This is a genomic window from Streptomyces yongxingensis, from assembly GCF_055597465.1.
Genome location: NZ_CM145717.1, coordinates 5,737,640 through 5,761,619, shown reverse-complemented (window position 1 = coordinate 5,761,619; position 23,980 = coordinate 5,737,640). Strand labels below are relative to the sequence as shown.

The window sequence follows — 23,980 nt, the reverse complement described above, 5'->3', positions numbered from 1 at the left end:
GCGGGCGGCCCGCGCCCCCCGTCCTCCCCTGACCGGACCCCTACGGGACCGGCCGGCCACACATCGGCTCCGCGATGGACAAGCCCTGGACCGGGATCAGCTCTCCGGCGGCATCGAGCCCCGGGACGGCCTCAGCCCTCCGGCGGCGAGAACACCACCAGCACCCTCAGGTCCTCGGTGATGTGGTGGAACTTGTGCGCCGTGCCCGCCGGGACGTACACCACACTGCCCCGCCCCACCTGCGTCGTCTCCATCCCCACCGTGACCGACGCCCGGCCGCTCATCACGACGTACACCTCGTCCTGGCCGTGCGGCGACTGCGGGTCGGCCTGGCCCGCGTTCAGCGCGTACAGCCCCACGGACATGTTCCGCTCCCGTAGGAACTGCAGATACGCGCCGTCGTTCGCGGCCCGCTCCGCCTCCAGCTCATCCAGCCGGAACGCCTTCATTCGCCTCTCCACCCCTGCCTGACCCATGCCTACGGTGCCCCTGCCTGCGCCGGGGCCTGTCTGCGACGATCTCAACCATGAAGAATTTTCTCGTCAAGACGATCGCGAACGCCGGCGCCCTCGGCGTCGCCATCTGGCTGCTCAAGGACATCACGCTGACCGGTGACAACACCGGCCGCCAAGCGCTCACCCTCATTCTCGTGGCGCTGCTCTTCGGCGTGGTGAACGTGGTGGTCAAGCCGATCGTCAAGCTGCTGGCCTTCCCGCTGTTCATCCTGACCCTCGGGCTGATCACGCTGGTGATCAACGCCCTGATGCTGTTGTTGACCTCGTGGCTGGCCGGAAAGCTGGACCTGAGCTTCCACGTCGACGGCTTCGGCACCGCGGTGCTCGGTGGCCTGATCGTCTCCATAGTCGCGTGGGCCCTGCACGTCGTGCTGCCCGATGACAAGGACTGATCACGGCCGGAGATGATGGAAGGCATGAGAGACCCGTCGCCCTACCGTGTCTGCTTCGTCTGCACCGGCAACATATGCCGGTCGCCGATGGCCGAATCCGTCTTCCGCGCCCATGCCGCGGAGGCCGGGCTGGACGGCCTCCTCGAGGTGGACAGCGCGGGCACCGGGCCCTGGCACGAGGGCGACGGGGCCGACCGCCGCGCCATCGACGTACTGACCGCCCATGGCTATGAGCAGGATCACATCGCGCGCCAGTTCCGGGTCGAGTGGTTCGATCGCCTCGATCTGGTGATCGCCCTGGACAGCGGCCATCTGCACGAGCTGCGCGCGCTCGCGCCGACCCCGCACGACGCCGCGAAGGTGCGGCTGCTGCGGGCTTACGACCCGGACGCGGACCACGACGCGCTGGGCGGCCTCGATGTGCCGGACCCGTACTTCGGCGGGCTGGACGACTTCGAGGAGTGCCTGGAGATGATCGAGGGCGCGAGCGGCGGGCTGCTGGAAGCGGTCGCCGAGGCCATCGACACCACGGAGAAGGCCGCGGAAAGCGCCCGTGCCGAGAACGCGCCCGCCGCCGATGGCCCGGACCCGGGGAAGGAGTCCGCATGACCGGCGACGGCACCCGCACCGTACGGGCCGGACTGCCCGAGGCCGAGGCGTACGAGCCGACGCTGCCGGGCCCGGTCTTCGCCGCCCACTACCACCTCCCCGGCGACGCCGTCGGCCCCTACACCTACGGCCGGGACGCCAACCCCACCTGGTCCCTGCTGGAGCGGGCGATCAGCGAGCTGGAGTCGCCGGGCACCGACGCCGAGACGGTCGTCTTCTCCTCCGGCATGGGCGCGATCTCGGCCGTACTGCTGTCGCAGCTGCGCCAGGGCGACGCGGCCGTCCTGCCGTCCGACGGCTATCAGCTGCTCCCGGCGCTGATCGAGCGGCTGGCGGGCTACGGGGTCACGGTGCGCACCGCCCCGACCGGCGAGGACGCCCAGCTGGCCGCCCTGGAGGCCCTGGGCGACCGGACGAAGCTGCTGTGGCTGGAAACTCCATCCAATCCTGGACTGGACGTCTGTGACATCCGTCGGCTCGCCGAGGCCGCGCACGCCCGGGGCGCGCTGGTCGCCGTCGACAACACCCTCGCCACCCCGCTCGGCCAGCGCCCGCTGGAGCTCGGCGCCGACTTCGCCGTGGCGAGCGGCACCAAGGCGCTCACCGGCCATGGCGATGTGCTGCTCGGCTATGTGACCTGCCGCGATCCGCGGCTCGCCGCGGAGGTGCGGGCCTGGCGCAAGACGGTGGGCGCGATCCCCGGCCCCATGGAGGCATGGCTCGCCCACCGCTCCCTGGCCACCCTCCAGCTGCGCGTCGACCGCCAGGCGGCGACCGCCCTGGCCCTCGCCGAGGCGCTGCGCGACCGCCCCGAGATCACCGGGCTGCGCCACCCCGGTCTGCCGACCGATCCCTCCCACCGGGTGGCGGCCGGGCAGATGCGCGGCGGGCGCTTCGGCTGTGTGGTCTCCTTCACCCTGCCGGACAAGGAGCACGCGGAGCGCTTTCTGACCGCGCTGCGGCTGGTGGACGACGCCACCAGCTTCGGCGGGGTGCGCTCCACGGCGGAGCGGCGCGGACGGTGGGGCGGCGACGCGGTGCCCGAGGGTTTCATCCGGTTCTCGGTGGGCGCGGAGGACGCGGACGATCTGATCGCGGATGTGCTGCGGGCGCTCGACGCGGCATCCGGCACGGATGCGGCCTCCGGCACGACGGCCACCGGGGCGGGTGGCTGAAAGCGGGCGGGTATGCCTGTGCGGCGGGCGGGTACGCCTGTGCGGGCGTCTCAAGCCTCCCCCCTCGTGGCTTGAGACGCCCCGGTTCTTCTCGTGGAGAACCGCTCGAACAAGGCTAGTTGACTCAGCGTCAGTGTCCAATCACAGTAGCGACATGGACCTATCGGCATATTTATAGTTGGCATGCGTTCGGGGCGCGACGAGGCGAGGGGAACCGCATGGATCTGGCCCTCTTACGCACCTTTGTCGCGGTTCACCGCGCCGGGTCCTTCACCCGCGCCGCCGGGCTGCTCGGGCTCTCCCAACCCGCCGTCACCGGCCAGATACGCACCCTGGAGCGGCAGCTCGGCCGCCCCCTGTTCCTCCGTACGGCGCGCGGCGTCGTCCCCACCACGGTCGGGGACGAACTCGCCCACAAGGCCGCGCCGCATCTCGACGCCCTCGTGGAGATCACCGAGGCGGGTCTGGACGACCGCTCGGCGCTGCGCACCCTGCATCTCGCGGGCCCTCCGGAGTTCACCGCGCTGCGCGCCCTGCCCGCGCTGACCACCCTGGTCACCCAGGGGCTGGCGGTGCGCTGCGCCTTCGGCAGCGCCGAGGAGCTGTTCGAGGGGCTGGGCGCCGGCCACCACGACCTGGCCATCACCACCACCCGGCCACGGGGGCGGCTGCTGGCCGCCACCCCGCTGTGCGACGAGGAGCATGTGCTGGTCGCGGCCCCGCGCTGGGCAGCCCGGCTCGGCGGCCCAGCGGTGCTCCAGGTCAAGGGGGTGCGGGCGCTGGAGGCGCTGCCCGTCGTCGAGGTGCACGAGACCCTGCCGCTGGTCACCCGCTACTGGTCGGCCGTCTTCGACGCCCGGCCGGTCGCCGCCGGCACGGTCATCGCGCCCGATCTGCGCGCGGTGCTCGCCTGCGTCGCGCAGGGCGCGGGGCTCGGCGTACTGCCGCGCTATCTGTGCATGGACGCGCTGGACGCCGGGGAGGTGGTGGCGCTGCTCAACCCGCCGGTGCCGCCGCTGCGCACCTATTTCCTGGTGGTGCGGACGGGGGCACTCGCGCTGCCGCATATCGCGCGGGCGCACGAGTGGCTGTTGCGTGCGGCTGTCGATTGGTGAGTAGGTGGTTTCGCGGGACCAAGGGTGCGGCAGATGTCCTGCATGACCGAACGACCCGTGGTCAAGCGCACCGCCCGTGCCATTCTCCTCGAGGGCGACACCGCGCCCCGCATGATCCTGATCAAGCGCACCAAGCCCGGCCAGGCGCCGTACTGGATCACTCCGGGCGGCGGGATGGAGCCCGAGGACGCGACCGTCGTCGAGGCCCTGTACCGCGAGGTGGACGAGGAACTGGGCGCGAAGGTGACGGACGTGGTGCCCGCCTTCGTCGACACCGTCCCGCATCCCGATGGGAGCGCTGAGGGCTCTGGGGGCGGGGGCCCGGCCGGCGTGAAGGTGCAGCACTTCTTCGTCTGCAGGCTCGCCTCGATGGACCTCACCCGGCGGCACGGCCCGGAGGTGGACGAGCCGTGCGGGGAGTACGAGGTGGTGAGCGTCCCGTTCACCCGCGAGGGGATCGCCTCGGTCGGGGTGGTGCCGCCCTCGCTGCGGGCCTATCTCGACGCCAACATCGAGGGCGTGCTGGCCCTGCTCGCGGACGACCTCGGCTGAGCGAGGCCCTGCCGGGCGGATCTTCGCGAGACGGGGCCGGCGGGGCCGGGCTCTACCGGGACAGGGGACCTAACGGAACCAGCCGCTGAACGGCTGCTGGGTCTTCCGGGCCGCCCGCTGACGTGCCTCGGCCAGCACCCGCTCGGCCTCCTCCCGCCAGTCCTCGGGCCCCGCGTCGGGACGGACCGGCGGCCGGATGGCCGGGCTGAGATCACGCACCGCCGAGGGCTCAGCAGCCCGCCGAGCGGGGTCGGCCGGTTCGGGCTGCGCGGCCGGTCCGGGCGCCGCCGGTTCGGGCTGTGCCGTCGGTCCGGGCTGCGCGGCCGGTCCGGGCTGTGCCGTCGGTCCGGCGGCCGGAGCCTGAGGCCCCAGGGCGTCCTGAGCAGCCGGGGCCGTCGGGGCGGTCTGGGGAGGCAGGCCCACCGGCCAGGAGACCGGTGAAGTGGGCGGGGCAGGGGGGATGGCCAGGACCTGAGTGTCCGAGTCTGTCAGGCGCGGAGGGTCCGGGGCAGCCGGAGCAGCAGGGGCAGCCGGAGCCTGCGGGCCCGAGCCCCCCAGCTCGGCCTGAGCAGCCGGAACAGGCCGGGCAGCCTGGCCCGGCAGGTCCACCGCCCACGAGGGCCGTGAGACGGGCGGGGCAGACGGAGCGGGCCGAGCGGGGTGGGCAGGAGAGGCAGGCGACGGGGGCTGGGCAAGCGGGGCAGACGGAGCGGGCGGCGCGGGAGAGGCAGGCGGCGCGGACGGAGCGGGCGGAGCAGGCGGGACCCTGTGACCCTCGCGGGCCTCGGCCGCGGCACCGAAGAAGTCGCCACCCTTCCGCTTGACGTCGTCCGTCCCCCAGTCCCGCTCCCGGTCGTGCTCGAGGGCCTGGTCACCGGAGAGCGCCCGGCGCCGGGCGGCGTCGCCACCGCCGGTGCGCCGCTGCGCCGGGACCTTCTGGAGGTGCGGGATGTGCTTGGCGCAGTGGATGTACGCCTCCTCGACGGTCACCTCGACCCACACCACCGCGCGCCGCCCCGGCACCGGATCCACCGGAAGGCCGGAGTGCGCCTCGCGCATCTCGGCGTCCTCCACCACCCGGGCCCGGCCGTTCACATGCAACCCGATCCGGTCCCGGAAGAAGTCGACCATGAGAATGCCGAGGTGGGGGTTCTCCTGGATATTGCCGAGGCTGGCCAGGACGCCGTTCCCCCGGTATTCCGGATAGGCCAGCGTGCGCGTGTCGAGCACTCTCAGAAAGCCCGGCGGACCGGCGCGGAAGGTGCTGTCGCACTCCCCGTGCTGGTCGGAGGTGGCCAGGAAGAACATTTCCTGGCGCCCGATGAACTCCCGCATCCGGACATTCAGGTGATCCAGCACCTGGTCGTCGTAGAAGCGGTCGGCGCGGGCGACGGTGCCCAGTCGCCGCTGCAGCTGGTGTTCGCCGTCGCTCCCCGGACGCCACGCGCGGTCGTCCAGGTGCTCCGCACTGTCCACGGTTCTCGTCCCCGTCCTGATTCGCCGTCCGGAATCGCCGGAATGCCTGCCTAGTGTTGGTGTTTCGCCGTATGCCGTTCGTGCCCGCGTCCTATTCCGCGGCCGCGGCGAGCTCCTCGATGGAGTCGTGCCGGATGCGGTGCGACGGAATGCCGATGCCCATCAGGGCGTCGACACCGCTGCGGATCATCCCGGGCGGCCCGGAGAGATAGGCGTCGAACGCGTTCCACGGGCCGTACTGCCGCACGGCGTCGGGCAGCCGGCCGCTGAGGCCGTTGGTCGGGCCGTCGGAGACGACGGGGCGGACCTCGAGCCACGGATACTTCTGCGCCAGCCGCAGCATGGTGTCGATGTCGTACAGATCGTGATCGTTGCGGGCGCCGTAGAAGACCTCCACCGGACGGTTGCGGCCATGGTCGGCGACGTCCTCGACCAGCGCCTTGATCGGCGCGATACCGGTACCGCCGCCGAGGCAGAGCAGCCCGTTGTCGCTGGCGTGGTCGACCGTCATGGAACCGGCGGGGGGTCCGAGGCGGATCACATCGCCGGGGCGGGCCCGGTGCACCAGCGCGGAGGACACCCATCCGGCCGGGACGGCCTTCACATGGAAGGAGAGCAGCCCGTCGGAGCGCGGCGCCGAGGCGAACGAATAGTGCCGCCAGACCCGCGGCCACCAGGGCGTTTCCAGTGAGGTGTACTGGCCCGCCAGAAAGGGGTACGGCTGGTCCGGGCGGACGGTGATCACGGCGATGTCGTGGGTGCGCAGCTCATGCCCGACCACCTCGGCCTGCCACCACGCGGGGGCGATCAGCTCGTCCTCGGCGGCCGAGTCGATCATGATCTGGGAGATCTGGGTGTAGGCGCGCACCCAGGCGGCCTCGGCCTCGTCGCTCCAGGTGGTGACGGCATAGCGGGTGAGCGCGCCGATCAGGCATTCGCCGACGGCGGGGTAGTGCTCGGGCCGGGTGCCGTACTTGCGGTGGCCGCGGCCGAGCCGGGAGAGGAACTCGGTGAGGATGTCGAGGTCGTCGATGAGCCGGGCGGCGGTGAGGATCGCCTTGAACAGCCGGTCCCGCTGGGCGTCCATCGCGGCGGGGAAGAGCGGCCGCAGCTCGGGGTGCTGGACGAAGAGCAGCGCGTAGAAGTACGAGGTGACCTTGTCGCTGATCGGCTCGACCTCGGCCATGGTGCGGCGCAGCAGGATCGCGTCGGGCGAGGCGGTCTCGGGGGCGACGAACGGCGAGTCGGGGCCGGGCCGGACGTCCTGCGGGGCCGGGGCCACCTCGTCGGGGCGCTGATGCTCCTCGCGCCCGGGGGCCGCGGTGCCGGGGGCGGCAGGGCCGTGCCCCGCGGGGCCGGGGGCCCGGCGGTCATCCGTACGGTGGCCATCCGTACGGCGGTCGTCGGTGCGGCGGTCGCCCGCTCCCGGGCCGGGCGCGGGGGCCGGCTCCGCGGGCGTACGGCGGTCGGCTCCGGTGCCGACCGGCCGTATCGGGTTCACCGGGCGGCTGGGCGCGCGCTCATCGCTCTGCTGGTCCGGGGCCCTGCGGTCCTCGGCCGGTTTCCTGCTCGGGGTGAACCAGCCCCAGTCGCCACTGTTTCCGCCGGCGCCGTCGCTGCCGGCCGACGATGTGGTGGTCGGAGCGTCCATGGTTGCCTCGCCTCGAACATCTTTCTGTCGGTCTTCGCACTTCCGCTGCCGGAATGTGCCCGCAATTCCCCGTCCTGGTGCACCGGTTCAAGCGAGAATGGTCGTGCCGACCCTCTCCGTAACTCTCTTCCGGGCAGCATGCCATGCTCGTTCCCAGCCCCGCGCGCATTGCCCGAAGTCCGGGAAACGGGGACTGCGTTCCCGTTATGCTGGTTGGCCTGGGATGCCCGGTTCTGACCCCGTTACAGCATGCCGCACGGAACCGGACCCGACCCTACCGGCCCCGGATGAATTCACAAGCCCCAAGTGCCCCACATCTGTTACACCCACCAACTCACGTAATTACCGATAGTTACGTGCGGTTACCCATCAATTCGTAAGCCTCTCGGAGATCACGACCGGTATAGGCGTGGGATGCGATTTCGCTCACATGGTGGTCGGCGTTCACGGCGACCGAGACCGGCACCACCGTGAACAGTTCGGCGTCCGAGAGGGAATCCCCGTAGGCCACGCAGTGATCCCTGGTCAAGCCGAACTTCGCACAGAGCTCATCGGCGATCCGGACCTTCGCGGCCGGGGTCAGGATCCCCGCCGGATCCACCGGCTCCCGGAACGGCACAGCGGGCCAGGCCGAGCCGTACGTGGCGTCCGCGCCCCACTCCAGCAGCCGCGACACGAAGAAGCCCGGCGAGAGCGAAATCACCGCACAGCGCTCGCCCCGCGCCCGGATGTCCGCCCACACCTCACGGATCCCGGCCAGCCAGGGCGCCCCCTCGAACGCCGCCGCCACATGCTCCTCCGTCAGCGCCTCCCACAACGCACAGGCCCGCTCCGCGAACTGGGCCGTCGTCAGCTCCCCGCCCGCGAACGCCCGCTCCAGCGCGGCGATCTCCCGCTCCAGACCGAGCTGCCGGGAGATCTCGATCGCGGCGGCCGAGCCGTGGATGAGCGTCCCGTCCAGGTCGAACAGATGCAGTCTGGTCATACCAGCCGAGCGTAGATGCACCCCGCCGGCCCCCACCGCACCGGCCCGACGCCAACGGCCCGGCCCGAACGGCCCGGTCCGGCACCACCACCCCGCCCCGGCGGCCCCGGTCCGCCCGCACCGCAAGGAGTACGTGCGGATACTCCCGCCGTCAGACGCCCCGGGGCCGCCGCGCCGCCACGGTGGGGGCATGCGGCAACTCACCCGCCCCGTGCGCCGGGGCCTCCTCGTCGTTCATGTCGTCGTCTCCGTCGGATGGCTCGGGCTGACCCTCGGGGTGCTGGCCCTGGGGATCACCGGGGCCATGGCCGGCTCGGCCGAAGAGGCAGGGGCGGCGTACCGGTCCATGAACGTGCTGGGCGACTGGCTGCTGATCCCGATCAGCCTGCTGTCCCTGGTCAGCGGGATCGTGCTGTCGCTGGGGACGCCCTGGGGGCTGGCGCGCCACCGGTGGGTGTACGTGAAGTTCTGGCTGACGCTGATCACCACCGCCGCCACGGCGTTCGCCCTGCGGGCCCGGATCGACGCCGCGATGGCCGATGTGGTGGCGGGGCGGGCGGTCGGGGCGACCACGGATCTGATCCTGGCGCCGTCGGTCAGCCTGGGCGTCTATACCTTCCTCACCGCGATCTCGGTGATCAAGCCCTGGGGGCTGACCGCCCGGGGGCGGCGGCTGCGGGCGACAAAGCGCCGATAATTGCATACGCGGTCTATTTCATCCCTGGACTATCCTGGAATCCGCTCACCCACCAAGGAGGGGTTCCATGCCGGACGAACCGCACGGCGCCGTCGCCCCGCCCGCAGGACAGGCCCTGGCCCAGGGCTGGTGCGCCCTGTCCTCCCTGCACGGCCGGATAGAGACGCATATCGAGCGTGCGCTGCAGGCCGGGCACGATCTGAGCGTCCGCGAATTCTCCGTGCTCAACGTACTCAGCGGACAGCACGACGGCGACGGCGGACATCTGCAGATGAAGCAGCTCGCCGACTCCGTCGTCCTCAGCCAGAGCGCCACGACCCGGCTGGTCACCCGGCTGGAGGACCGCGGTCTGCTCTCCCGCTACATCTGCCCCGGCGACCGGCGCGGCATCTACACCAACGTCAGCGACGAGGGGCTGAAGCTCCTGGAGGAGGCGCGGCCGACGCATGACACCGCGCTGCGCGAGGCCCTCACCGAGGCCGCCCGGCGGCCGGAACTGGCACCCCTCGTCGCCGCTGTGGAGGGGCTGACCGGCACCACGTGCTGATGGGCCGGGCGTGCTGATCCCCGGTGGCGTGGGCCCGTCGCCGCCGTCCGGGGCCCGCGGGCCCCGGCGTAGGCTCCACCGCATGAGCGACTTCGAGATCCGGCGCGCGACCGCCGATGACATCCCGGCGATCGTGGCCCTGCTGGCGGACGACCCGCTCGGCGCCCGCCGGGAGTCCCCGGACGACCTGGCCCCGTACCGCGCCGCCTTCGAACGGCTGGACGGGGATCCCCAGCAGCGGCTGGTCGTCGCGGTCCGGGAGGGCCGCACCGTCGGCACCCTCCAGTTGACCGTGATCCCCGGGCTGTCGCGGCGCGGCGCCACGCGCTCGATCATCGAAGGCGTCCGGATCCACTCCGAGGAGCGCGGCGGCGGGCTCGGCACCCAGCTGATCGAATGGGCCGTCGAGGAGTCGCGCCGCGAGGGGTGTGCGCTGGTGCAGCTCACCTCGGACGCGACCCGTATCGACGCCCATCGCTTCTACGAGCGGCTCGGCTTCGAGGCCAGCCACATCGGCTTCAAGCTGCCGCTGGCCTGACCTGACCTGTTCTCACCTGTTCTCACCGGTCTCACTTCCCGGCCGGCGGCCTCACAGCGTCGCGAGGTCGACGGCCTCGGCCATCCGCCGGTAGCCCGCGTCGTTCGGGTGCTTGAAGTCGCCCGAGTCGTACGCCGGGTTCAGCCGCAGCGGATCGGAGGGCGCGGCCATGACCTTCGCGAAGTCGACGACCGCGTCGAAGGTGCCCGAGGTACGGATCCAGGCGTTGATCGCGGCGCGCTTCGCCTCGGAGCGCGGGGTGTGGTACTCGGCGCCCTTGAACGGGAGGATCGTTCCGCCGATGACCTTGATCCCGCGAGCGTGGGCCAGGGCGATCAGCTCCCGGTAGCCGGCGATCACCTCATCGGCCGACACCTGCGGATTCGGCTTGTAGGTGGGCAGATCGACCTCGCTGAAGCCGATGTCGTTGAGCCCCTCGAGGAGGATCACCGACCGTACGCCCGGCTTGTCCAGGACATCGCGCCGGAAGCGGGCGCCCGCCCGGTCCCCGTACCAGGCCGAGTCGTGCAGCAGCAGATTGCCGCCGATCCCGGAGTTGAGGACGGGGCGCGGGGCGCCCGCCGCCGCGAGGCGCTCGGCCAGCAGATCCGGCCAGCGGTGGTCGGCGTCGTAGGCCGAGCCGAAGCCATCGGTGATCGAGTCACCGAAGGCCACCACCGTGCCCGGGTGCCGGGGGCCGCCGGTGACCTCGACATCGGAGAGGTAGTACCAGGAGTGGGTGCTCTCGGTGAAGGCCGTCCCGGCGCGGTCGGCGCGGTGGTCGCCGTCCGCGCGGAAGCTGCGGGCGTACGCCTGGGCGTGGAAGGTGGCGGGGCCGGTCGGGCGGTCGAAGTACAGCGTGACCGTGACCGGCTGACGGGCCGCCACGCGCAGCGGGGCCGCGTCGCTCACCGTCTCCCCGCCCGCCGGGATCTCCACCGACCGCCGGTGTCCGAAGGTCAGCGGGCGCAGGCTCGGGCCGTGGACGGAGGCGCCGTGCGCGGTACGGGCGAGGGTCGCGCCCGCGATCCGCAGCGGCGCGGTGCCATAGCGGTTCGACAGCCTGATCCGGGCGGCCGTGCCGCCGCCGGTGACCCGGACGACCTGACGCAGGGTCTGGGCCGTGCGCTCGGCGAAGCCGCTCTCGGCCCAGTTCTTCTCGAAGCCCGAGCTGGGGCGCTGGACGGGGGCGGCCCACCCGGCCGACCAGACGGTCCCCGGCCGGTCGCGGCCGGCCGCCGGGCCGCCGGGCCGGGCGGTGGCCGTCCCGGAGGTGGCCGTGGAGGCCGCCATGACGGTGGTGAGGGCGAGCAGGGAGGCGCTGAGACGAAGCGTGGACAAACGCACGGGAGCTCCTGGGGGAGGGGAGGACGACGGGTCGGATCAGGCCACTCCCGTACGGAGGTACCGGGGGTACGGAGGTACGGGAGCGCGTGAGCTCCGGCGTATCGACGTACCGAAGTACCGGCGAACCGGCGAACCGACGTACCCGCGAACCGAGGTACGGGAGAACCGGAGACCAACCTGCCGCCCGCCGCACCGCCGACCCAGCCCCCGGCCGTGCGTACCACTGGCGGGGTCAGGCTACGGCCGCCGGATCCTCAACCCCCCTGCCGGACCGCGGCACCCCGCTCCCGCCCCGCCTCCCCCTCAGAGCGCGCGCCAGCCCTCCGGGTCGACCCCGCCGGGCACCACGCCGCCCGGGGCGTAGGGCTCTCGGGTGAACACGAAGGTGCCCAGGTCCAGATGGGCCGGGGCGCCGCCCTCCCCCTCGACCACCCGCAGCGTCTCCCCCGCGTAATAACCGTCCAGCCCCGTCCAGGTGCCGTCCGGCTCGGCCCTGAAGCGGGAGGCCCGGCCGCCCCCGGCGGCCGGGGACAGCTCCAGTCCGCGGTCCGCGCGCAGCCGCAGGTGGTAGGCGCGCGGCCCCCAGTACCAGGGGCCGGTCAGCGCCAGCAGCGCAGGATCGACCTCGGTCAGCGGCCGCCAGGGCTCGGGGATACGGGGCTCGTGCTCCGCCACGATCCGTATGAGGTCGGCGGCGATGGCGCCGATCGCCGGCCCCGAGGTGGTGTTGGCCAGCGCGATCCCGGCCAGCCGGTCCTCGGCGCTCACCCACAGCGAGGCCAGGAAGCCGGGCATGGAGCCGGTGTGGCCGTGGAGGAACCGCCCGCCGTGCCGGGCTAGCTGCATCCCCAGGCCGTAGCCGCCGTCCCAGTCCCCCTCCTCGGGGGCGACGGCGGGCACCCGCATCTCGGCGAGCGACTCCGCGCCGAGCACCCGCTCGTCCCCGTCCAGCAGGAAGGCGGCGAAGCGGGCCAGATCCCCGGCGGTCGACCAGAGCTGTCCGGCCGGGCCCATCCGCCCGGTGTCCTCGGCCGGTTCGGGCAGCAGCACATCCGCCCAGGGGTGCACGGCCCATCCCCCGGCGTGCGGCGCCCGCGGCTCGAGCGACGTACGCCCCATCCCCAGCGGCTCCAGCACCTCATGCGCGAGCACCTCGCCCCAGGGCGCGCCGCGCAGCCGCTCGACCAGCGCGCCGAGCAGCGCGAAACCGGGGTTGGAGTAGTGGTGACGGCGGCCCGCGGGGTGGGCCAGCGGGCGCTCGCCGAAGATGTCGGCGATCTCGGGCCGCAGCGCCCCCGGCGTGCGCTCCCACCACGGACCGCGGGCCTCGGCGGCGAGACCCGAGGTGTGGGAGAGGAGCTGGGCCACGGTCGCGCCCTCGGCCTCCGGCACGTCCAGATGCTTGGCCAGCGGATCGCCGAGGTCCAGCAGCCCCTCGTCGCGCAGCCGCATCACCAGCACCGCCACGAAGGTCTTGGTCAAGGAGCCGATGCGGTACTGGGTGTCGGTGTCCGGTGCGGATCCGTCCACAGAGCTGCGCGAACCCGTCCACACCAGCCGCCCCTCCCGCACCACGGCCCCGACCAGGGACGGGGCACGGCCCTCGGCCTGGCCGAGGGCGAGGCGCCGCACCAGGGCGCGGCGGGTGGCGGGCAGCGGCTCGGCGAACTCATCCACGTCGGGTGTGGTCATATCGGCACTCTACGGCGAGGGTCTGACAACGGTCAGTCATCGGTCGGCCGACGATCGGTCGTCGGCCGGGGAACCACCCAGCCCCGCACCGCGCTCTGGCCTTGACGCCAGGGTCAAGGTCTACCGTCACACCATGCGGATCGGAGAGCTGGCCGAACGGGCGGGTACGACCACCCGCACCCTGCGCTATTACGAGTCGCTCGGGCTGCTGCCCGCGCGCCGCACCGGCAATGGTTACCGGTCGTACGACGAGGACGATCTACGGCTGCTCCAGCAGATCCGCACGCTGCGGGACTTCGGCTTCGAGCTGGAGGAGACGCGTCCGTTCGTCGAGTGCCTGCGCTCCGGCCATCCGGCCGGTGACTCCTGCCCCGCCTCGCTGGAGGTCTACCGGCGCAAGCTCGCCGAGCTGGACGAGTGCATCGCCCGGCTGAGCGCGATCCGGGAGCGGGTCGGGACACAGCTCGTCCAGGCGGAGCGGGCCCGCGCGGAGCTGGAGGCCGCGGCGACGGCGCCCGAAGGGGCCCCGGAGCCACGCTGCGAGCTGACACCGCCCGGACCGTGAGCCCGCCGTCACCACAACGGCTCCACACGCACGACAAAGACCCCAAGGGAGAGATGACATGTCGCTGACACACGCCGGGGGAGTGGCCACGGTCACGGACGCCACCTTCGCCGAGGAGGTCCTGGCGGCCGAGCTGCCGGTGCTGGTGAAGTTCACCGCCTCGTGGTGCCCCCCGTGCCGGATGATCGCTCCGGTGCTGGCCGAGATCGCGCAGGAGGAGGGCCACCGGCTGAAGGTGGTGTCCCTGGACGTGGACGAGAACCCGTCCACCACCAACGCGTACGGAGTGCTCTCGATGCCGACGCTGATGCTGTTCCGGGCGGGCGAGCCGGTGCGGTCGCTGGTCGGGGCCCGCAGCAAGCGGCGGCTGCTGGAGGAGCTCGGCGAAGCGCTCTGACCCCGTACCTGACGCGATCTGACGCGCGCCGGAGCCGCGGCCGAACCGCCCCTGCTACGTTGGCCGGACATGACCATCAGCGGGGGCGGCCGTCAGCGGCCGTGAGCGGCCATCGGGCGGCGGCAGTGGGGGTGGAAAAGGTGAGGTCAGCGGTGCGCGTCCTGGTGCAGGGGAAACCCGTCGACTCCTATCCGGCGCTGCCTCCCGAGGCCGAGCGCGGTTCCCCGCGCCGGATCACCGAGGTCGGCGAGGAGGTGCTCCGCCGCTCCTGCCGTGAGGTGACCGAGTTCGGCACGCCCGAGCTGAGCGCCCTCATCGACGACATGTTCCTCACCATGTACATCGCCGACGGCGCCGGGCTGGCCGCGAATCAGGTCGACGTCGATCTGCGGCTGTTCGTCTACGACTGCCCGGACGACCACGGTGTACGGCACGTCGGCCACATCATCAACCCCGTCCTCGACCAGCCCGACCCGGCCCACCGGCTGCTCATCGAGGAGGCCGAGGGCTGCCTGTCCGTACCGGGCGCGCGGATGGACGTACCGCGCACCGACCGCACCGTGGTCCGCGGCGTCGACAAGGACGGCAACCCGCTGGTGATCGAGGGCACCGGCTACTTCGCCCGGTGTCTGCAGCACGAGGCCGACCATCTCTCGGGGCATCTCTACATCGACCGGCTCTCCAAGCGCGACCGCAAGGACGCGCTGCGGCAGATGGCGGACCGTCACGAGGAGGTCCTCGCCCGCCGCGTGGAGAAGGCGACGGCCCTGGGCCACCAGCTCCAGCCCTGACCCGACCCGGCTGCCGCTCATCGCAGCCGTCGCGCCCGCAGCACGGTGTCATGGGTGTGGTGGGTGCCGGCGGGGGCGGGAGCGGTGCGTGGACGGGTCTCGTTGACCACAACCGCCCAGTCGTCGTCGAGCACCCCGGCGATGTCGTCGGGCTGGTAGTAGTCGCCGGGGTCGAAGCCCTGCTCCGGGCGCCGGCTCAGATCGGCGAGGTCATGCGTGGCGAACAGCAGGGTGCCCCCGGGCGCGACGGCGTCCAGCAGGCCACGCAGCGCGCCGTGGTCCGGCTGGCGCTTGAGCGGAAAGTACTGGACGGACACCAGGTCGAACGCCGCGGCCGGAGGCGGCGCGCTGGTCGGATCGGCCCGCGTCCACGCCACACGGCCCGCGATGTCCGCGGCCGCCGCGGCGGCGCGCTCCAAGGCGACCCGGGAGATGTCCACCGCGGTCACCTGCCACCCCCGCCGAGCCAGCCAGACCGCGTCGCCACCCTCCCCACACCCCACATCGAGCGCCTGCCCCGGCGGCATATCGGCGACCTCGCTGACGAGCACTCCATTGGGCGCCCCGCTGAAAAGCTGATCGCGGCTGCGATACATGTCGTCCCAGAACTCCCTGTCCATGCCCGCCAACCTGCCCTCGCCCAGGACAATCTGACAAAATTCTTTGCGAAAGCGGCAAAGTGTGTTCAAGAGCCAGACCTGGTTGATCAGACGCGGTCTCGGGCCCGCGGGCTCAGGCGAGGGCGGCGGCCAGCAGGGCGAAGGCGGCGATGATGACGGCGACGCGGACGTAGTGGTAGCGGTCCCAGCGGTTCATCTGCTCCTTCCAGTCCTCGGGCAGGTTCTCCGTGGTCCACGTCTTGCCCCGGTTGTTGATCGGGACGAGCAGCAGGACCGACATGATCACGCTGAGGATCAGCAGCGCGGCGGCGGTGACGACGAGACCGGTGCCGCGGTGGTGCCATCCGGCGATGGCCCAGACCGCGACGAGGACGAGCGAGGTGATGTACCAGACCGGCATCACGGCGCCGAGCATCCGGCCTCCGTGGGCGCGGCCGAGCACGCCGTTGTCGCCGGGGAGGCCGTCGAGGATCCGGTTGACGAAGAAGGCGACGGAGAACTCCACCCCCACCATCACGCCGACGACCACGGTGGTGAAGACCTCAAGTGCGTTGAGCATGATGGCCCCTCCTGGGAGCTAGCGTTGCTAGGCGATGAGGCAACGCTAGATCTGCTGCCGCTCGTTTGTCTAGCGGTGCTAGGATCACATCATGTCGGTACAGGAACGCAAGGAGCGCGAACGGGCGGGCCGCGAGCGCCTCATCGTGGCGACGGCCCGCGAACTCGCCGAGCAGCAGGGCTGGGACGCGGTCACCACCCGCCTGCTCGCCGAGCGCATCGAGTACAGCCAGCCCGTCCTCTACAGCCACTTCCGCGGCAAGCGCGAGATCATCGGCGCCGTCGCCCTCGAGGGCGCCGCCGAGATGGCCGCGGCGCTGCGGGCCGCGGCCTCCGCCGGGGACGGCCCGCGCGCGCGGGTCACCGCCCTCGCCCGCGCCTACCTCGACTTCGCCGAACGCAACCCGGCGGTCTACGACGCCATGTTCCAGCTCGACGGCGGCCTCGCGTTCGCGAAGGAGGACACTCCGGAGCCCCTGAAGGACGCCTTCGCCGCCCTGGTGGAGAGCCTCGGCGAGGTCGCCGGGGACGGCGTCCACCCGGCGCTGTTCACCGAGGTGTTCTGGGCGGCCCTGCACGGGCTGGCGACCCTGACCCGGGCGGGGCGGCTGCCGCCGGGAGACGCTGAACGGAGGGTGGAGCTGCTGGTGGACCGGCTCGCCATGGTCTGACGCGGCGTCCGGGCGGGCGAGCAGCCGAGGTCTTCCGACCCGGCTGCCGGCCTATGGCATCGCTTGGGTCGACCCCACAGCAGCGGCTGTCAGGTCTGGGCCATGTCCACGAAGCGGGAGTAGTGGCCCTGGAAGGCGACGGTGATGGTGGCCGTCGGGCCGTTACGGTGCTTGGCCACGATCAGGTCCGCCTCGCCCGCGCGCGGCGACTCCTTCTCGTAGGCGTCCTCGCGGTGGAGCAGGATGACCATGTCGGCGTCCTGCTCGATGGATCCACTCTCTCGCAGGTCCGAGACCATGGGCTTCTTGTCCGTGCGCTGCTCGGGGCCTCGGTTGAGCTGGGAGAGCGCGATGACCGGTACCTCCAGCTCCTTGGCCAGCAGCTTCAGGTTTCGCGACATGTCCGAGACCTCCTGCTGACGGCTCTCGGGGCGCCGGGCACCGCCGGACTGCATCAGCTGGAGGTAGTCGATGACGACCAGTTGGAGGTCATTGCGCTGCTTGAGCCGGCGGCACTTGGCGCGGATCTCCATCATCGACAGGTTCGGGGAGTCGTCGATGTAGAGCGGGGCCTGGGAGACGTCCGGCATCCGCCGGGCCAGCCGGGTCCAGTCCTCGTCGGTCATGCTGCCGGAGCGCATGTGGTGGAGTGCCACCCGGGCCTCGGCGGAGAGCAGCCGCATGGCGATCTCGTTGCGGCCCATCTCCAGGGAGAAGATGACGCTCGGCATGTTGTGCTTGATGGAGCAGGCGCGCGCGAAGTCGAGGGCCAGGGTGGACTTACCCATGGCGGGGCGGGCGGCGATGACGATCATCTGGCCCGGGTGCAGCCCGTTCGTCAGGGAGTCCAGGTCGGTGAAGCCGGTGGGCACGCCGGACATCTGCCCGCTGCGCGAGCCGATCGCCTCGATCTCGTCGAGCGCGCCCTCCATGATGTCGCCGAGCGGCAGATAGTCCTCGCTGGTGCGCTGCTCGGTGACGGCGTAGATCTCCGCCTGGGCGTTGTTGACGATCTCGTCGACGTCCCCGTCCGCCGCGTATCCCATCTGGGTGATGCGGGTGCCCGCCTCGACGAGGCGGCGCAGCACGGCGCGCTCGTGGACGATCTCCGCGTAGTACTCGGCGTTGGCGGCGGTGGGGACCGACTGGACGAGGGTGTGGAGATACGAGGCGCCGCCGACCCGGGCGATCTCGCCGCGCTTGGTCAGCTCCGCGGCGACGGTGATCGGGTCGGCCGGCTCGCCCTTGGCGTAGAGGTCCAGGATGGCCTGGTAGACGGTCTCGTGGGCGGGCCGGTAGAAGTCATTGCCCTTGAGGACCTCCACCACATCGGCGATGGCGTCCTTGGAGAGCAGCATGCCGCCGAGGACGGACTGCTCGGCGTCGAGGTCCTGGGGCGGAACGCGCTCGAAGCCGGAGCCCTCCCAGGGGGAGCCGCCGCCTCCGTCGCGGTCGTCGCGGCCCCGGCCGCCGCCGTCACCGCGGCGGAAGCGGGGGGACGGGAACCGGTCGGACGGGCCGGAGTCCGCCCATGGGTCGTCCATGGGCTCGGGCACGCTCACCCCGCCACCTCCTCCCGTCCGCGAAGCGAACCTCGCCGTGCCCGTCCTTCTTACGGCACGGCTATGACACAACTGAGCGGCCGGCTTTCCGGACACGGCGCATCGGAGGCTGGGGGTTCCAGGGCCGGATCGGGTGGCGGGCGCCGGACCACGGTAGGCCCGTCGGCACCGCCAGCCAACTTGGTTATCCACAGGGCATGTGGATGATGGGATCCATCCTGTGGGTAAGTCGCGCGAACCTGTGCACGGGCCGGGGGACAGTGCTGTGGACAAACACACAATCACTCCGAGAGCCTCGGCCTGACCTGCGGTTTCTCTATCCAGTGGCTGTGCAGAAGAAAAACTTCTGCCCCCAGCGCAAGATCACGACAAAGGGCGCAGAGAAGATCGTCCCGCGCGCCGCCTTGTAAGGACCAGGAGTAGCTTGTGTCTCTTACCTGTGGACGATTACATTGCCCTCATGACACAGGCCCCCACGAGCGCGCGGAGCACCCCGCGCCACCACGACCGCGAGATCATCGCACTCGCGCTTCCCGCCTTCGGCGCACTCGTGGCGGAACCCCTCTTCGTCATGGTCGACAGTGCCGTCGTCGGCCATCTGGGCACCGCCCAGCTGGCCGGTCTGGGCGTCGCCGCGGCCCTGCTCACCACCGCCGTCAACATCTTCGTCTTCCTCGCCTACGCCACCACCGCGGCGGTGGCCCGCCGGGTCGGCGCGGGCGACCTCGCCGGGGCGATACGGCAGGGCATGGACGGCATCTGGCTGGCCCTCCTGCTCGGCGCCGCCGTCATCGCCGTCGCCCTTCCCACCGCCCCCGCCCTCGTCGGCCTCTTCGGCGCATCGGACACCGCCGCGCCCTACGCCACCACCTATCTGCGGATCAGCACCCTCGGCATCCCCGCGATGCTGGTGGTCCTCGCCGCCACCGGTGTGCTGCGCGGCCTCCAGGACACCCGGACCCCGCTGTATGTCGCCATCGGCGGCTTCGGGGCCAACGCCGCCCTGAACGCCACCCTGGTCTATGGGGCCGGGCTGGGCATCGCGGGCTCGGCCTGGGGCACGGTGATCGCCCAGAACGCCATGGCCGCCGTCTACCTCGCCGTCGTCATCCGGGGCGCACGGCGCCATGGCACCTCGCTGCGGCCCGATGCCGCGGGGATCAGGGCCTGTGCCCACGCCGGGGCACCGCTGCTGATCCGTACCCTCTCGCTGCGCGCCGTGATGCTGATCGCGACGGCCGTGGCGGCCCGCCTCGGCGACACCGATGTCGCCGCCCACCAGATCGTGCTCACCCTGTGGAGCCTGCTCGCGTTCGCCCTGGACGCCATCGCCATCGCGGGCCAGGCGATCATCGGACGCTATCTGGGAGCCGGCGACGAGGAGGGGGCACGGGCCGCCTGCCGCCGCATGGTGCGGTGGGGCATCGCCTCGGGCGTGGCACTGGGCCTGCTGGTGGTCGCCTCCCGGCCGCTGTTCATCCCCCTGTTCACCACCGATTCCGCGGTACGCGACGCCCTGCTGCCCGCCCTCCTGGTCACGGCCCTCATCCAGCCGGTCTCGGGGGTGGTCTTCGTCCTCGACGGCGTGCTGATGGGCGCGGGCGACGGGCCGTATCTGGCCTGGGCGATGATCGTCACCCTGGCCGTCTTCGCCCCGGTGGCACTGCTGGTGCCCTCGCTCGGCGGGGGCCTGACGGCGCTGTGGTGCACCATGGCGCTGATGATGTCGGTCCGGATGGCGACCCTGTGGCTGCGCACCCGCTCCGGCCGCTGGATCGTCACCGGCGCGGTACGAAGCTGAGCCCACATCCCGCCAGTCGGTCCCCGGCACGGCAAGAGGCCGGCACGGCAGGAGGACGGCACGGCAGGAGGGCCGCACCCCACAGCGGGGTGCGGCCCTCCGGTGCACTGTGTGCGGTGCCGGCGGCGACCGTCACGGCCGTCGTCAGGCGGCGACGACCTCGACGCCGACCTTGGCGGCAACCTCGGCGTGCAGACGGACCGAGACCTGGTGCGCGCCCAGGGTCTTGATCGGGGCCTGCACCTCGATGCGGCGCTTGTCGACCTCCGGGCCACCCGCGTCCTTGATCGCCGAAGCGATGTCGGCCGGGGTGACGGAGCCGAACAGCCGGCCGGCGTCGCCGGCACGGGTCTTCAGACGCACCTTGACACCCTCGAGCTGAGCCTTGACCTCATTGGCCTGCTCGATCGTGGCGATCTCGCGGATGCGACGACCGCGGCGGATCTGCTCGACGTCCTTCTCGCCACCCTTGGTCCAGCGGAGCGCCAGACCACGCGGGACCAGGTAGTTACGGGCGTAACCGTCCTTGACGTCCACGACGTCACCGGCGGTGCCGAGGCCGGAGACCTCGTGGGTGAGGATGATCTTCATGATTCGGTCACCCTTCCCTTATCGCGCGGTGGAGGTGTAGGGCAGCAGCGCCATCTCACGGCTGTTCTTCACGGCCGTGGCGACGTCACGCTGGTGCTGGGTGCAGTTGCCGGTGACCCGGCGGGCACGGATCTTGCCGCGGTCGGAGATGAACTTCCGCAGCAGGTTCGTGTCCTTGTAGTCGACGTAGGAGATCTTCTCCTTGCAGAACACGCAAACCTTCTTCTTAGGCTTGCGAGCAGGCGGCTTCGCCATTGTCTCTCTCCAGTGTGATCAAGAAGTGTGTGCTGGTCGCCCTGACCAGACCGCGCGCTGTTTCACGTGAAACAACGCCTCGGGTCTAGAAGGGCGGCTCGTCCGAGTAGCCCCCGGAGTTGCCGGAGCCGCCGCCCCAGCCACCACCACCGCCGCCCTGGCCGCCGGCCGGAGCGCCGGTCGCCCACGGGTCGTCGGCCGGAGCGCCGCCGCCCTGCTGCTGGCCGCCGCTGGGGCCACCGCCCCAGCCGCCGCCACCCTGGCCGCCACCGCCGCCGTAACCACCCTGACCACCGCGACCGGTGGTCTTGGTGACCTTGGCTGTGGCGTTGCGCAGGCTGGCGCCGACCTCGTCGACGTCCAGCTCATAGACCGTGCGCTTGATCCCCTCGCGATCCTCATAGGACCGCTGCTTCAGACGGCCCTGCACGATGACGCGCATGCCGCGCTGAAGGGACTCGGCCACGTTCTCCGCGGCCTGCCGCCACACCGAGCACGTGAGGAAGAGGCTCTCGCCGTCCTTCCACTCGTTGGTCTGCCGGTCGAAGGTACGGGGAGTGGACGCGACGCGGAACTTCGCTACCGCCGCACCGGACGGGGTGAAACGCAGCTCGGGGTCGTCGACGAGATTGCCGACGACCGTGATGACGGTCTCGCCTGCCATTGGGGGAACCTCTCGGCGGGTACTGCTGGGCTGCTTGCTACTCGTTGCGATTCGGCCCCGATGACCGCTGAACGCTTACGCGGTCAGTGGGTCTCGGGACGGAGGACCTTGGTCCGGAGGACCGACTCGTTCAGGTTCAGCTGGCGGTCGAGCTCCTTGACGACCGCGGGCTCGGCCTGCAGGTCGATGACCGAGTAGATGCCCTCGGGCTTCTTCTTGATCTCGTACGAGAGACGACGACGGCCCCAGGTGTCGACCTTCTCGACCTTGCCGTTGCCCTCACGGACGACGGAAAGGAAGTTCTCGATCAGCGGGGAGACAGCGCGCTCCTCGAGATCGGGGTCGAGGATGACCATCACCTCGTAGTGACGCATGTGGAACCCACCTCCTTTGGACTCAGCGGCCACGGTCGTTCCGTGGCAGGAGGGTCGTGATGCGTATCCGCTTCGGCGTCAGTGCAGACACCACCGCGGACGGTACACAGTACCCGGCTCCGGCCGCCCGCTTGAAATCCGGGCGTCTTGGCCCGCAATCTGTACACATCGGGTGTGAGCGGCGTAACACTTCGCCGCCTTGCTCTATGTGCCTACCTGGAGGTGCCCCATGGCACAGGCAGCACGATCCCCCCACGGCTTGTTCACCTTCCTGGACACCGACGGCAAGTCGCATCCCGTAGAGAACACGGTCGCCGTGGTGACCGTGGTGATCGGCGTGATCGCCTTTGTCACGGCTCATTTCCCCCACCTCCACCTGGTCAGCTCGTGGGTCGGACTGATCGGGATGATCAGCGGTGCCTGGGGCCAGCTGAGGTCCGTGACCACCGGTGAGCGGTTCCTGCTGATCATCGGGCTCGGTGCCGCCGCGGTCGGCTTCTATCTCGGCATGGCGCATGGAGGGCTCTTCGGCGGCGTGCTGGGCTGAGCCCGCCCGGAGCCCGGTTCTCCCCGGGCCCGAACGGGGCGTGTCCCGGTCGCAGTAGGCTTCGGCGCGAGAGCCGGAGCCCCGACCCTGGGGACAAACCTGCCGAGGAGCGCCCCACATGAGCCTGACCCTGAGGACGATCAGCCGAGAGCAGCATCTGGCGTACATCCAGAGCCTGCCGGCGGCAAGCCACATGCAGGTGCCTGCATGGGCTGACGTCAAGTCGGAGTGGCGCTCGGAGAACCTCGGCTGGTTCGACGCCACGGGCCAGCTCGTCGGCGCCGGTCTCGTCCTCTACCGTCAGCTGCCCAAGATCAAGCGCTATCTCGCCTATCTCCCCGAGGGCCCGGTCATCAACTGGTACGCGCCCAACCTGGAGGACTGGCTGCGTCCGATGCTCGCGCATCTGAAGCAGCAGGGCGCCTTCTCCGTGAAGATGGGCCCGCCGGTCATCATCCGCCGCTGGGATTCCGCCGCGATCAAGTCCGGCATCCAGAACCCCGACGTCAAGCGGCTGCGCGACGTCGAGGCCACCTTCATCGAGCCGCGCGCCTTCGAGGTGGCCGAGCGGCTGCGGCGCATGGGCTGGCAGCAGGGCGAGGACGGCGGAGCCGGCTTCGGTGACGTCCAGCCGCGGTACGTCTTCCAGGTGCCGCTGGAGAACCGCTCCCTCGAGGATGTCCACAAGGGCTTCAACCAGCTGTGGCGCCGCAACATCAAGAAGGCCGAGAAGGCCGGTGTCGAGGTCGTCCAGGGCGGCTACGAGCATCTGCCCGAGTGGCAGCGGCTCTACGAGATCACCGCGGAGCGCGACCACTTCCGGCCCCGCCCGCTCAGCTACTTCCAGCGCATGTGGACGGCCCTCAACACCGAGGACCCCAACCGGATGCGGCTGTACTTCGCGATGCACGAGAACGAGGCCGTGGCCGCCGCCACGATGCTGATCGTCGGAGGCCATGTCTGGTACTCCTACGGCGCCTCCGCCAACCACAAGCGCGAGGTCCGGCCCTCGAACGCGATGCAGTGGCGGATGCTCCGCGACGCCTACGCGCTGGGCGCGACCGTCTATGACCTGCGCGGCATCAGCGACTCCCTCGATGAGACGGATCATCTCTTCGGCCTGATCCAGTTCAAGGTGGGCACCGGCGGGCAGGCTGCCGAATACCTCGGCGAGTGGGACTTCCCGCTCAACAAGCTCCTGCACAAGGCGCTCGACATCTACATGTCGCGCCGCTGACCACGATTCGCTGTCTCCCATACCTCCAATACACCGCGGCAACGAGAAAGGTTCCG

At 71.2% G+C, this 23,980-nt stretch carries 27 protein-coding genes and 1 pseudogene; 15 read left to right on the top strand and 13 right to left on the bottom strand.

Annotated features, from left to right (window positions below; all coding sequences use genetic code 11):
• Positions 1 to 131: 131 nt before the first annotated feature.
• Positions 132 to 449 carry a cupin domain-containing protein gene (locus tag ACZ6TD_RS24765; RefSeq protein ID WP_201856542.1) on the bottom strand — a complete coding sequence of 106 codons (318 nt, stop codon included), beginning with the start codon at positions 447 to 449 and terminating at the stop codon, positions 132 to 134.
• Between the two features lie 77 nt (positions 450 to 526).
• Here ACZ6TD_RS24765 and ACZ6TD_RS24760 point away from each other — a divergent pair, with 77 nt between their 5' ends.
• The 5 genes from ACZ6TD_RS24760 (at position 527) to ACZ6TD_RS24740 (ending at position 4,358) form a co-directional block, all read left to right on the top strand.
• Entirely contained in the window at positions 527 to 907 is a 381-nt protein-coding gene (locus ACZ6TD_RS24760) for a phage holin family protein (protein WP_470003120.1), read from the top strand.
• A gap of 24 nt (positions 908 to 931) precedes the next feature.
• Positions 932 to 1,516, top strand: a complete 585-nt coding sequence (locus ACZ6TD_RS24755; RefSeq protein ID WP_471341707.1) for a low molecular weight protein-tyrosine-phosphatase — start codon at positions 932 to 934, stop codon at positions 1,514 to 1,516.
• A complete protein-coding gene (locus ACZ6TD_RS24750; RefSeq protein ID WP_471341706.1) occupies positions 1,513 to 2,691 on the top strand; it encodes a cystathionine gamma-lyase in 1,179 nt (392 codons plus the stop codon). Before ACZ6TD_RS24755 ends, ACZ6TD_RS24750 begins: the two co-directional genes overlap by 4 nt.
• 218 nt (positions 2,692 to 2,909) lie before the next feature.
• Positions 2,910 to 3,806: a LysR family transcriptional regulator gene (locus tag ACZ6TD_RS24745; RefSeq protein WP_471341704.1), complete on the top strand. Its 897-nt coding sequence runs from the start codon at positions 2,910 to 2,912 to the stop codon at positions 3,804 to 3,806.
• A 42-nt stretch (positions 3,807 to 3,848) separates the two neighbouring features.
• Positions 3,849 to 4,358 (top strand): NUDIX domain-containing protein, encoded by a 510-nt coding sequence (locus ACZ6TD_RS24740; RefSeq protein ID WP_471341702.1) that lies wholly within the window; start codon positions 3,849 to 3,851, stop codon positions 4,356 to 4,358.
• A 774-nt stretch (positions 4,359 to 5,132) separates the two neighbouring features.
• On the opposite strand, the pseudogene ACZ6TD_RS24735 reads toward ACZ6TD_RS24740, so the two are convergent.
• The 3 genes and pseudogenes from ACZ6TD_RS24735 to ACZ6TD_RS24725 form a co-directional block, all read right to left on the bottom strand.
• Positions 5,133 to 5,771, bottom strand: a pseudogene (locus tag ACZ6TD_RS24735) (pyridoxamine 5'-phosphate oxidase family protein); the annotation flags it as partial.
• 154 nt (positions 5,772 to 5,925) lie between these two features.
• Positions 5,926 to 7,485: a globin domain-containing protein gene (locus ACZ6TD_RS24730; RefSeq protein ID WP_471341701.1), complete on the bottom strand. Its 1,560-nt coding sequence runs from the start codon at positions 7,483 to 7,485 to the stop codon at positions 5,926 to 5,928.
• A gap of 352 nt (positions 7,486 to 7,837) precedes the next feature.
• The gene (locus ACZ6TD_RS24725; protein ID WP_471341699.1) at positions 7,838 to 8,470 is read right to left on the bottom strand and encodes an HAD family hydrolase; all 633 of its coding nucleotides are present in this window, start codon (positions 8,468 to 8,470) and stop codon (positions 7,838 to 7,840) included.
• Positions 8,471 to 8,660: 190 nt separating this feature from the next.
• Between ACZ6TD_RS24725 and ACZ6TD_RS24720 the strand changes: the two genes are divergently transcribed.
• The 3 genes from ACZ6TD_RS24720 (at position 8,661) to ACZ6TD_RS24710 (ending at position 10,252) form a co-directional block, all read left to right on the top strand.
• Positions 8,661 to 9,167: a DUF2269 domain-containing protein gene (locus ACZ6TD_RS24720; RefSeq protein ID WP_470003113.1), complete on the top strand. Its 507-nt coding sequence runs from the start codon at positions 8,661 to 8,663 to the stop codon at positions 9,165 to 9,167.
• 67 nt (positions 9,168 to 9,234) lie between these two features.
• Entirely contained in the window at positions 9,235 to 9,714 is a 480-nt protein-coding gene (locus ACZ6TD_RS24715; protein ID WP_471341698.1) for a MarR family winged helix-turn-helix transcriptional regulator, read from the top strand.
• A gap of 82 nt (positions 9,715 to 9,796) precedes the next feature.
• The gene (locus tag ACZ6TD_RS24710; RefSeq protein WP_471341696.1) at positions 9,797 to 10,252 is read left to right on the top strand and encodes a GNAT family N-acetyltransferase; all 456 of its coding nucleotides are present in this window, start codon (positions 9,797 to 9,799) and stop codon (positions 10,250 to 10,252) included.
• Between the two features lie 51 nt (positions 10,253 to 10,303).
• On the opposite strand, the gene ACZ6TD_RS24705 is transcribed toward ACZ6TD_RS24710, so the two are convergent.
• Positions 10,304 to 11,599 carry an SGNH/GDSL hydrolase family protein gene (locus tag ACZ6TD_RS24705; RefSeq protein ID WP_471341695.1) on the bottom strand — a complete coding sequence of 432 codons (1,296 nt, stop codon included), beginning with the start codon at positions 11,597 to 11,599 and terminating at the stop codon, positions 10,304 to 10,306.
• Positions 11,600 to 11,902: 303 nt separating this feature from the next.
• The gene (locus ACZ6TD_RS24700; protein WP_471341694.1) at positions 11,903 to 13,291 is read right to left on the bottom strand and encodes a serine hydrolase domain-containing protein; all 1,389 of its coding nucleotides are present in this window, start codon (positions 13,289 to 13,291) and stop codon (positions 11,903 to 11,905) included.
• Between the two features lie 133 nt (positions 13,292 to 13,424).
• Here ACZ6TD_RS24700 and ACZ6TD_RS24695 point away from each other — a divergent pair, with 133 nt between their 5' ends.
• The 3 genes from ACZ6TD_RS24695 (at position 13,425) to def (ending at position 15,044) form a co-directional block, all read left to right on the top strand.
• On the top strand, positions 13,425 to 13,856 hold the full coding sequence (locus ACZ6TD_RS24695) for a MerR family transcriptional regulator (RefSeq protein ID WP_198273114.1): 432 nt from the start codon (positions 13,425 to 13,427) through the stop codon (positions 13,854 to 13,856).
• Between the two features lie 58 nt (positions 13,857 to 13,914).
• Complete coding sequence (gene trxA / locus ACZ6TD_RS24690; RefSeq protein WP_471341693.1) at positions 13,915 to 14,253, top strand: thioredoxin; 339 nt, start codon at positions 13,915 to 13,917, stop codon at positions 14,251 to 14,253.
• A gap of 152 nt (positions 14,254 to 14,405) precedes the next feature.
• Positions 14,406 to 15,044: a peptide deformylase gene (def, locus tag ACZ6TD_RS24685; protein WP_471341690.1), complete on the top strand. Its 639-nt coding sequence runs from the start codon at positions 14,406 to 14,408 to the stop codon at positions 15,042 to 15,044.
• Positions 15,045 to 15,061: 17 nt separating this feature from the next.
• Here the strand turns inward: def and ACZ6TD_RS24680 are convergent, their stop codons facing one another.
• Together ACZ6TD_RS24680 and ACZ6TD_RS24675 are read right to left on the bottom strand one after the other, a co-directional pair.
• Positions 15,062 to 15,664 carry a class I SAM-dependent methyltransferase gene (locus ACZ6TD_RS24680; protein ID WP_471341688.1) on the bottom strand — a complete coding sequence of 201 codons (603 nt, stop codon included), beginning with the start codon at positions 15,662 to 15,664 and terminating at the stop codon, positions 15,062 to 15,064.
• Between the two features lie 112 nt (positions 15,665 to 15,776).
• Positions 15,777 to 16,223, bottom strand: coding sequence for an anthrone oxygenase family protein (locus tag ACZ6TD_RS24675; RefSeq protein ID WP_471341686.1), 447 nt, complete (start codon positions 16,221 to 16,223; stop codon positions 15,777 to 15,779).
• Positions 16,224 to 16,314: 91 nt separating this feature from the next.
• On the opposite strand from ACZ6TD_RS24675, the gene ACZ6TD_RS24670 reads away from it, so the two are divergent.
• The gene (locus ACZ6TD_RS24670) at positions 16,315 to 16,893 is read left to right on the top strand and encodes a TetR/AcrR family transcriptional regulator (RefSeq protein ID WP_471341683.1); all 579 of its coding nucleotides are present in this window, start codon (positions 16,315 to 16,317) and stop codon (positions 16,891 to 16,893) included.
• Positions 16,894 to 16,982: 89 nt separating this feature from the next.
• Here the strand turns inward: ACZ6TD_RS24670 and dnaB are convergent, their stop codons facing one another.
• On the bottom strand, positions 16,983 to 18,455 hold the full coding sequence (gene dnaB, locus ACZ6TD_RS24665; protein WP_470003101.1) for a replicative DNA helicase: 1,473 nt from the start codon (positions 18,453 to 18,455) through the stop codon (positions 16,983 to 16,985).
• 460 nt (positions 18,456 to 18,915) lie between these two features.
• Here dnaB and ACZ6TD_RS24660 point away from each other — a divergent pair, with 460 nt between their 5' ends.
• Positions 18,916 to 20,256 (top strand): MATE family efflux transporter, encoded by a 1,341-nt coding sequence (locus tag ACZ6TD_RS24660; RefSeq protein ID WP_471341682.1) that lies wholly within the window; start codon positions 18,916 to 18,918, stop codon positions 20,254 to 20,256.
• Positions 20,257 to 20,400: 144 nt separating this feature from the next.
• Here the strand turns inward: ACZ6TD_RS24660 and rplI are convergent, their stop codons facing one another.
• The 4 genes from rplI to rpsF all read right to left on the bottom strand — a co-directional run bounded on the left by rplI (position 20,401) and on the right by rpsF (position 22,140).
• Entirely contained in the window at positions 20,401 to 20,847 is a 447-nt protein-coding gene (gene rplI / locus ACZ6TD_RS24655; protein WP_198267438.1) for a 50S ribosomal protein L9, read from the bottom strand.
• 18 nt (positions 20,848 to 20,865) lie between these two features.
• A complete protein-coding gene (rpsR, locus tag ACZ6TD_RS24650; protein ID WP_003978893.1) occupies positions 20,866 to 21,102 on the bottom strand; it encodes a 30S ribosomal protein S18 in 237 nt (78 codons plus the stop codon).
• An 85-nt stretch (positions 21,103 to 21,187) separates the two neighbouring features.
• The gene (locus ACZ6TD_RS24645; protein ID WP_470003099.1) at positions 21,188 to 21,766 is read right to left on the bottom strand and encodes a single-stranded DNA-binding protein; all 579 of its coding nucleotides are present in this window, start codon (positions 21,764 to 21,766) and stop codon (positions 21,188 to 21,190) included.
• An 83-nt stretch (positions 21,767 to 21,849) separates the two neighbouring features.
• On the bottom strand, positions 21,850 to 22,140 hold the full coding sequence (gene rpsF, locus ACZ6TD_RS24640; protein WP_030827724.1) for a 30S ribosomal protein S6: 291 nt from the start codon (positions 22,138 to 22,140) through the stop codon (positions 21,850 to 21,852).
• A gap of 229 nt (positions 22,141 to 22,369) precedes the next feature.
• Between rpsF and ACZ6TD_RS24635 the strand changes: the two genes are divergently transcribed.
• Positions 22,370 to 22,687 (top strand): hypothetical protein, encoded by a 318-nt coding sequence (locus tag ACZ6TD_RS24635; RefSeq protein ID WP_471341679.1) that lies wholly within the window; start codon positions 22,370 to 22,372, stop codon positions 22,685 to 22,687.
• A 118-nt stretch (positions 22,688 to 22,805) separates the two neighbouring features.
• Positions 22,806 to 23,924, top strand: coding sequence for a lipid II:glycine glycyltransferase FemX (locus ACZ6TD_RS24630; protein ID WP_137978694.1), 1,119 nt, complete (start codon positions 22,806 to 22,808; stop codon positions 23,922 to 23,924).
• Positions 23,925 to 23,980: the final 56 nt, after the last annotated feature.